The following is an 8,161-nucleotide window of genomic DNA, read 5'->3' on the forward strand; positions in this document are numbered from 1 at the left end:
AGTATTATTGTATTGAGAAGATATTCTTTTTATAATTGTTCAAAAAGATATTTCATGTTGACTTCTTTGTCGATAATTTGAGCTAACTCATTAATATTAACACGTTTTTGCTCCATTGTATCACGGTAACGTAAAGTAACAGAATTATCGTTTAATGAATCGTGGTCAACAGTGATACAGAAAGGTGTTCCAATCGCATCCATACGACGGTAACGTTTACCGATAGTATCTTTTTCTTCGTACATTACGTTGTAATCTAAACGTAATTTCTTCAAAATTTCTTTCGCTAATTCTGGTAAACCATCTTTCTTTACCAATGGTAAAACAGCAGCTTTAATTGGCGCTAATGCAGCTGGTAAAGATAATACAACACGTTCTGATCCATCTTCTAAAACTTCTTCTTTCAATGAATTTGAGAAAACTGCTAAGAACATACGATCCAAACCTACAGAAGTTTCTACAACATAAGGTGTGTATGATTCGTTTGTTTCGTTATCGAAATATTGAATTTTTTTACCTGAATGTTGTTCGTGTGCTTTCAAATCGAAATCTGTACGTGAGTGAATTCCTTCTAATTCTTTGAATCCGAATGGGAATTTAAACTCAATATCAGCAGCAGCATTTGCATAGTGCGCTAATTTTTCGTGGTCGTGGAAACGATAATTTTCATTTCCTAAACCTAAAGTTTGATGCCAACGTAAACGTGTTTCTTTCCATTTTTCGTACCATTCTAATTCAGTTCCTGGTTTTACGAAAAATTGCATTTCCATTTGTTCAAACTCACGTTGACGGAAAATAAATTGACGTGCAACAATCTCATTACGGAAAGCTTTACCAATCTGAGCAATTCCGAAAGGTAATTTCATACGTCCAGATTTTTGTACGTTCAAGTAATTTAAGAAAATACCTTGAGCCGTTTCTGGGCGTAAATATAAATCCATTGCTTGATCTGCTGTTGCTCCTAATTTTGTTCCGAACATCAAGTTGAATTGACGAACTTCTGTCCAATTTTTAGAACCAGTTACAGGATCAGCAATTTCTAATTCTTCAATCAAAGCTTTTATATCGTCTAAATCTTCGTTTTCCAAAGATTTTCCCATGCGTGCTAAAATTGTATTGATTTGATTTTGATATTCTACAACACGAGGATTTGTCGCAACAAATTGATCTTTATCAAAAGCATCACCGAAACGTTTTGCAGCTTTCGCAACTTCTTTCTCTATTTTACCTTCAATTTTTGCACAATGATCTTCAATTAAAACATCGGCACGGTAACGTTTTTTAGAATCTTTGTTATCAATCAAAGGATCATTAAACGCGTCAACGTGGCCCGAAGCTTTCCAAGTAGTAGGGTGCATAAAAATAGCAGAATCAATGCCGACAATGTTTTCGTGCATTTGTACCATTGCTTTCCACCAATATTGTTTGATGTTATTTTTTAGCTCAGCTCCGTTTTGACCATAATCGTAAACGGCTGATAATCCATCATAAATCTCACTCGATTGAAAAATGAAACCATATTCTTTCGCATGAGAAACTACTTTCTTGAAAATATCTTCTGACATAATTAATTGTGTGTTCTTATTTAAAGTGCAATTTTAGTGATTTTTGATGACTATTGAGGTATATTTTGATAAAATCGTAAGGCTTTAATCGCTTATTCTATTTTTTGAGAAGATTATTAACAAAATGATTGATTTTATTATTCGACTTATTTCAATTTCAATCAAAAAAAAACATACTTTTAAATCATAAAAAAAAGATAACCCTATGAAAAAAATTATTCTTCCTGTTCTATTATTAAGTTTTGTTACAAGTTGTAATTCTAATAATTCATCTAGTTCATCAACAGAAAATAAAATTGAAAGTGAAGTGAAAGATTCGGTTAAAGAATCGGATGTTAATTATAATGTTGCGCTTGATTTTATGAATAATTATGTTGATTATATCATGGATACAATTGGAAAAATAAACGAAGATGAGTATATCAAGCAAAATGAATTATTGACGCAAAGTTTTAAAGATCGATACAAATTTGTGCAAGATTCTGCTTTTAAAGTTGAGCCAGAAGTTGGGTTGGATTTTGATCCGATTGTCGATGGACAAGATTTTCCTGATAAAGGATTTAAAATAAAATCGATTGATAAAGCAACAGGTTTAGTGACTTTGCAAGGGATAGATTGGCAAAATTTTGAAGTTGTTTTGAAAATTGTTAACGAAAACGATAAATCGTTGGTAAATGGTTCTGGGATTATTAATATTCCGACGAACAAACAGGCAAGAAGATAAAGTGATGAAAACTGAAAATTCTATAAGAAACTTTGAAAATGATATAAATTTCAGTTTGTTTTGATTTGAATTTTTTGTTTATTTTTGTCCAACATGAAAATGCAACATTACATAAAGTATGTTTTGTCGGTGGTTTTGATTTTTTCAAATCTTAGCTACGCATTTTCTATGCATTTTTGTCAAGGAGTGGTGGAGCAAGTGAAGTTGAATCATTTGGATAATAATTCGCACGAAATGGGAGTTTCTACTTCGTGTTGTCCTCCAAAAACAGAAAAAAAACATTGCGAATTACCGGAAAACAATAAATCTAAAAAAGATGATTGCTGTAAGGATATTTCATATTCGGATAAGTTTGTAGAAAAGCAAACTGTCAAAATTCAAAAACTTATTCCGATTAGTTTTATAGTTTCTGAAATTCTTCAAATTAGAATTCCGATTCAAGATGAAGAGGTGAGCAATCAATCTAGTTTCCTTGATTTTTATGTTGCGTCAAATGCACCGCCAAATTATATACTCAATTCTCAGTTAACATTTTACGAAGGGTAATACCCGTTTATTTTTTGATTAAATTAATCAGAAAACAATACGCTATTATCTAAATATTAAAGTATTTGATGAAAATCTAATCAACAAGTACACAATAATAAATAGGCATTGAGCCTTAAATCGTAAAAATGAAAAAAATATTCACTTCAGTATTTATACTAAGTGCTGCGTTTTCTTACGCACAATCTACTTTAAAAGGAAAAATTACAGATCAAAATCAACAACCAATCGTTGGAGCAGAAGTGTTTTGGCAATCGTCAGATATTACTGTTATTACAGATGAAAAAGGAAACTTTGAGATCGAAAATTATCAACCAACCTCAATTTTAGGTGTTTTTTATGACAATGAAACAACAACTTTTAAGGAATTAAAAGACGAATTTCAGAATATCACCATCAATGTAAAAGATCATTTTGGGGATACTTCGTTGAATGAAGTTGTGGTTCGTGATACAAGTAGTTCGCTTAAAAAATCGAAGTTTGCAACCAATATGACGACAATGACTGGAAAAGAATTGTTGAAAGCAGCATGTTGTAATTTAGCTGAATCTTTCGAGACAAATCCTTCTATTGATGTCAATTTTTCGGATGCTGTGACAGGAAATAAGCAAATTAAAATGTTAGGTTTAACCTCTCCTTATATTTTGATTGCAGAAGAAAATATACCAAATGTTCGTGGAGCTTCTCAAGCTTTTGGGCTTAGTTTTACGCCAGGAACTTGGGTAGAAAGTATTCAGGTGACGAAAGGTGCTGGAACGGTGATTAATGGTTACGAAAGTATTTCTGGGCAGATTAATACAGAATTAATAAAACCTTCAAATGATATTCCGTTGTTTGTGAATCTTTATGGTTCGACAGATTCTCGTTTTGAAGGAAATGTGCATTTGAACAAAAAATTGAATGATAAATGGAGTACTTCTTTGTTTATGCATGGAAATGCACGCGTTTCGAAGAATGATATGAACGATGATGGATTTTTAGATAATCCGCTTGGACACCAAGTTAATGTAATGAATCGTTGGCAATATCAAAACTTAGAAAAAGGTTGGGTCGGATTTTTATCTGCAAGATATTTGAATGATACAAAACAAGCAGGACAAGTTGATTTTGATAAAGATCGTGATAAATTAACAACAAATTATTGGGGGTCAGAAATCAATACAAATCGTGTGGATGTTTCGTCAAAAATTGGGTATGTTTTTCCAGAAATGCCTTATCAAAGTATGGGATTACAAACGGCGTTTAGCTATCATAAACAAGATTCTTACTTTGGATTGAATCAATATGATATCGAACAACAAAGTTTTTATGCCAATTATATTTTTAGTTCGATTATTAGCAATACAAAAAATAAATTCTCTACAGGAGCTAGTTTTACATACGATAAATTCAAGGAATTTGTAGCGCTTCCAACGGATGCGAATTATGATCGAATTGATAATTCTGCAGGAGCATTTTTCGAATATACGTTTGATAATATGAAGAATTTCAATATGATTGCTGGGCTTCGTGGAGATTATCATAATCGAATGGGCTTTTTCTTGACACCGCGTTTGCATACGCGTTATATGCCAGTAAAAGGAACAACAATAAAAGCGTCGGTTGGTCGCGGAAAACGAATCAATAATATATTTGCAGAAAATCAGAATTTATTTGCATCTTCAAGACAATTTAATATTCTGGGCGATGGAAATGGAAAAATATATGGTTTAGATCCAGAAATTGCATGGAATTATGGATTTAGCGTAACACAAGAATTTAAATTATTTGGTAAAAATGCAGATGTTACAGCAGATTTTTATCGAACAGATTTTCAAAATCAAATCGTAACTGATATCGATTATTTGGCTCGTCAAGTAAGATTTTATAATTTAGAAGGAGATTCGTATGCAAATTCGTTCCAATTTGATTTTAATTATAATCCATTCACAAATTTCAAAATTAGAGCATCTTATAAATATTACGATATCGCAACAGATTATGAAAAAGGAAAATTAGAACGTCCGTTGCAAGCGAAACATCGTTTCTTTACAAATTTAGAATACGAAACACGCGAAAGAAATGGTAAAAATTGGCGTTTTGATGCAACGTATAATTGGATTGGAAAACAGCGTTTACCAAATACATCAGATAATTTACCAGAAAATCAGTTGAATGAATATTCGAATCCATTTGGGACAATTAATTTCCAGATTACACGTGTTTTTTCAAAACGTTTTGAAGTATATATTGGAGGAGAAAATGTAACGAATTATCAACAACATCGCGTAATTTTAGGAGCAGATAATCCTTTTGGTTCAAATTTCGATAGTTCGATTGTTTATGCGCCAATTTTTGGACAAATGTATTACGCTGGATTAAGATTTAGTTTAAAATAAAAATCATAAAAAATATAAAATAATGAAAAAATTATTAGCCTTTGCTTTGGTTGCGACTTTAGGAATTAGCGCACAAGCACAAAATAAAAATGCAAAACACGATTTACACGTTAAAGGAAATTGTAGGCAATGCAAAGATCGTATAGAAAAAGCAGCTTATGGTGTAAAAGGTGTAAAATCTGCTGAATGGGATAGTAATACGCAAAATTTACATATTATATTGAATGAGAAAAAGAGTAAAGTGGATGATGTAGAAAACGCTGTAGTAGCGGTTGGACACGATACTGATAATAAACGTGCAGAAGAAAAAGTGTACGGAAGTTTACCTTCTTGTTGTTCGTATGATCGTGAAGGTTCAGCTGGGGAAGCTAACACGCATAGTCATTAAAAGATTTTAAAATATAAAAAAATCCATCTCATTTGAGATGGATTTTTTTATATCATTTGATTTTCAATTACTGAAACATATCTTTCACACGTTCAAAGAATGATTTTTCATTTTTCGAAGGTTCTGGTGAGAAATGATCATCGTCTCTCATTTTTTCAAAATACGCTTCTTGATCTTTCGATAAATGAGTTGGTGTCCAAATGTTAACATGCACAAATAAATCACCTTTTCCGTAACCGTTCAAATCTGGTAAACCTTGACCTTTTAAACGTAATACTTTTCCTGATTGAGTTCCTTTGTCAACTTTAATTTTCACTTTTCCGTTAACCGTCGGAATTTCTTTCGAAGCACCTAAAACAGCATCAGGAATAGAAACATACAAATCAAAATGTAAGTTGTTTCCATCACGTTTTAATGTATCGTGTTCTTCTTCTTCAATCAAAACAAGTAAATCACCAGGAATACCATCAAAAGGCGCATCGTTACCTTTTCCACGAACTTGTAATTGAATTCCTTCTCTTGCTCCAGCAGGAATTTTAAGATCGATTGTTTCCTCAACTTTGATTAATCCTTGATTATTTGCTCCCGAAGGAATTTTGTCTGCAACTTTTCCTACTCCTTGACATGTTCCACAAGTTGTAGCAGTTTGCATTTGTCCTAAAAATGTGTTGGTAACACGAACTTGTTGTCCAGAACCGCCACAAGATGGACATGTTTTAGATGTAACGCCATCTGCTTGTTTAAAACGTTTAACTTTTACTTTCTTTTCGCAACCGTTAACCATTTCTTCTAAGTTCAATTTTACGCGAATACGCAAATCAGAACCTTTCATTCGACGTGGACCACGAGATTGACCTCCAAATCCACCACCGAATCCTCCGCCTCCAAAGATATCGCCGAAATGAGAGAAAATATCTTCCATATTCATTCCGCCGCCACCGCCGAATCCTGCGCCAGCAGCTCCGCCCATTCCTGCATGTCCGAATTGGTCGTAACGTGCACGTTTGTTGTCGTCGCTTAAAACTTCGTAAGCTTCTGCAGCTTCTTTAAATTTATCTTCTGCCTCTTTGTCACCAGGATTTTTGTCAGGGTGATATTTGATGGCAAGTTTACGATAGGCTTTCTTGATATGCTCTGATGTTGCAGATCTTTCGACCTGCAATATTTCGTAATAATCTCTTTTTGATGACATTTTCTTAATCTAAATTATAATCCAACAACAACTTTAGCGTAGCGAACTACCACATCATTTAATAAATAACCCGTTTCTACAACGTCTACAATTTTTCCTTTTAAATCCTCTGTTGGAGCAGTAATTTGAGTAATTGCTTCGTGTAAATCAGTATTGAAATCGTCTCCAGCTTTAGTTTCCATTTCTTTCAAACCTTTTGCACGTAACGTTTCTACTAATTTATTATTGATTAATTCAACACCTTGATGTAAGCTGTCGTCTCCAGACTTTTCAATTTGATTTAAAGCGCGTCCAAAATCGTCTAAAACAGGCAATAAAGACGTAATAACTTCTTTATTTGCTGTCTTGAAAATGTCCATGCGTTCGCGCGAAGTACGTTTTTTGAAGTTGTCAAACTCTGCAAATAAGCGTAAATATTGGTCTTTTTCTTTTGCTAATTGTTCCTTAACAATTTCTAATTCTGACTTTCCAGCAGTTTCTTCTTGTGGTTGTTCTACAGTGTTATCACTCTCTTGAACGTTTTCTTGAAGATTCTCGTTCTCTAATTCTTCGTGTATATTTTGGTCAGACATATTCTTATTAGTTTTTTTGTTTCTGATTGAATCAAATAGTTTGCCAATGCCCATTATGTGTCGTTTTGTCAGATTTTAAATAAAAAAGAAGCACTTCTGTCGCGAGAAGTGCTTCGGTAAATGTATAAAGTTTTTTTTGATTTGAGTTTTACTTTGAGGATGCGAAGTTGAAATGAATTCAACTTGACAAAGAGCGTATAAAAAAACATTTTATTCTTTACAATTATCTTAGCCTGTCTTTTTGTCTTTCCATTTTTTTGGAAAAAAATTAGTATAACCCGTTGTGCATTTTGATTAATAAAGAATAAAGTTGTTCATTTGATTGAAAATCAGTAAATTGTTTTAACTACAAAACATTTACAATGAACAACTTACTTGCAAATTACGAAAGAATATTGGAAGTTCTACGAAAAATTTCCACAGATACACTTTTAATTTATCAACGTAGAAGACCTAAACTTTTTGATTTAGAACTCATAAATCTTGTTTTAACAGCTGAATTTATGGGTATTGATAGTGAAAATCATTTATTTCGAAATCTTCCTAAAGCGCTAAGTTGTAAAATTGAGCGTAGAATTTACAATCGTAGAAAACGAAGATTATCAGAGCAAATTAATAGTATTCGACTTAAATTAGCGAAAGAATTTAATGAATTTGAAAATTGTTTTATCGTTGATAGTATGCCCTTGGAGGTGTGTAAAATAGCAAGAATTAATCGCTCTAAAATTTGTAAAGAACATCAGTATAGTGCACCAAATAGAGGTTTTTGTGCTTCTGAGCAAATGTCTTTTAATGG

General features: G+C 32.6%; 7 protein-coding genes and 1 pseudogene. 5 read left to right on the top strand and 3 right to left on the bottom strand.

Features of this window, described 5'->3' with window-relative positions:
* Nucleotides 1-29 precede the first annotated feature (29 nt).
* Nucleotides 30-1,565, bottom strand: coding sequence for a glycine--tRNA ligase (locus B4J88_RS08845; protein ID WP_219035232.1), 1,536 nt, complete (start codon nt 1,563-1,565; stop codon nt 30-32).
* 205 nt (nt 1,566-1,770) lie between these two features.
* Between B4J88_RS08845 and B4J88_RS08850 the strand changes: the two genes are divergently transcribed.
* The 4 genes from B4J88_RS08850 to B4J88_RS08865 all read left to right on the top strand — a co-directional run bounded on the left by B4J88_RS08850 (nt 1,771) and on the right by B4J88_RS08865 (nt 5,601).
* The gene (locus tag B4J88_RS08850) at nt 1,771-2,289 is read left to right on the top strand and encodes a hypothetical protein (RefSeq protein ID WP_115001264.1); all 519 of its coding nucleotides are present in this window, start codon (nt 1,771-1,773) and stop codon (nt 2,287-2,289) included.
* Between the two features lie 99 nt (nt 2,290-2,388).
* Complete coding sequence (locus B4J88_RS08855; protein ID WP_125349052.1) at nt 2,389-2,835, top strand: HYC_CC_PP family protein; 447 nt, start codon at nt 2,389-2,391, stop codon at nt 2,833-2,835.
* Nucleotides 2,836-2,963: 128 nt separating this feature from the next.
* Nucleotides 2,964-5,213, top strand: a complete 2,250-nt coding sequence (locus B4J88_RS08860) for a TonB-dependent receptor (RefSeq protein WP_115001260.1) — start codon at nt 2,964-2,966, stop codon at nt 5,211-5,213.
* Between the two features lie 22 nt (nt 5,214-5,235).
* Entirely contained in the window at nt 5,236-5,601 is a 366-nt protein-coding gene (locus tag B4J88_RS08865) for a heavy-metal-associated domain-containing protein (RefSeq protein ID WP_291067357.1), read from the top strand.
* A gap of 67 nt (nt 5,602-5,668) precedes the next feature.
* On the opposite strand, the gene dnaJ is transcribed toward B4J88_RS08865, so the two are convergent.
* Both dnaJ and B4J88_RS08875 read right to left on the bottom strand, forming a co-directional pair.
* On the bottom strand, nt 5,669-6,793 hold the full coding sequence (gene dnaJ / locus B4J88_RS08870) for a molecular chaperone DnaJ (RefSeq protein WP_286495821.1): 1,125 nt from the start codon (nt 6,791-6,793) through the stop codon (nt 5,669-5,671).
* Nucleotides 6,794-6,807: 14 nt separating this feature from the next.
* The gene (locus tag B4J88_RS08875) at nt 6,808-7,365 is read right to left on the bottom strand and encodes a nucleotide exchange factor GrpE (RefSeq protein WP_286495822.1); all 558 of its coding nucleotides are present in this window, start codon (nt 7,363-7,365) and stop codon (nt 6,808-6,810) included.
* Nucleotides 7,366-7,727: 362 nt separating this feature from the next.
* Between B4J88_RS08875 and B4J88_RS08880 the strand changes: the two are divergent.
* Nucleotides 7,728-8,161, top strand: a pseudogene (locus tag B4J88_RS08880) (IS982 family transposase); the annotation flags it as partial.

Origin of the sequence: Empedobacter sp. UBA5036 (genome assembly GCF_002415215.1) — a bacterium.
Taxonomy (GTDB): domain Bacteria; phylum Bacteroidota; class Bacteroidia; order Flavobacteriales; family Weeksellaceae; genus Empedobacter; species Empedobacter falsenii_B.

Coding starts and splice junctions, on each gene's coding strand:
- B4J88_RS08845 (WP_219035232.1), bottom strand. CDS start 1,565: ATGTCAGAAGATATTTTCAAGAAAGTAGTTTCTCATGCGAAAGAATAT.
- B4J88_RS08850 (WP_115001264.1), top strand. CDS start 1,771: ATGAAAAAAATTATTCTTCCTGTTCTATTATTAAGTTTTGTTACAAGT.
- B4J88_RS08855 (WP_125349052.1), top strand. CDS start 2,389: ATGCAACATTACATAAAGTATGTTTTGTCGGTGGTTTTGATTTTTTCA.
- B4J88_RS08860 (WP_115001260.1), top strand. CDS start 2,964: ATGAAAAAAATATTCACTTCAGTATTTATACTAAGTGCTGCGTTTTCT.
- B4J88_RS08865 (WP_291067357.1), top strand. CDS start 5,236: ATGAAAAAATTATTAGCCTTTGCTTTGGTTGCGACTTTAGGAATTAGC.
- dnaJ (WP_286495821.1), bottom strand. CDS start 6,793: ATGTCATCAAAAAGAGATTATTACGAAATATTGCAGGTCGAAAGATCT.
- B4J88_RS08875 (WP_286495822.1), bottom strand. CDS start 7,365: ATGTCTGACCAAAATATACACGAAGAATTAGAGAACGAGAATCTTCAA.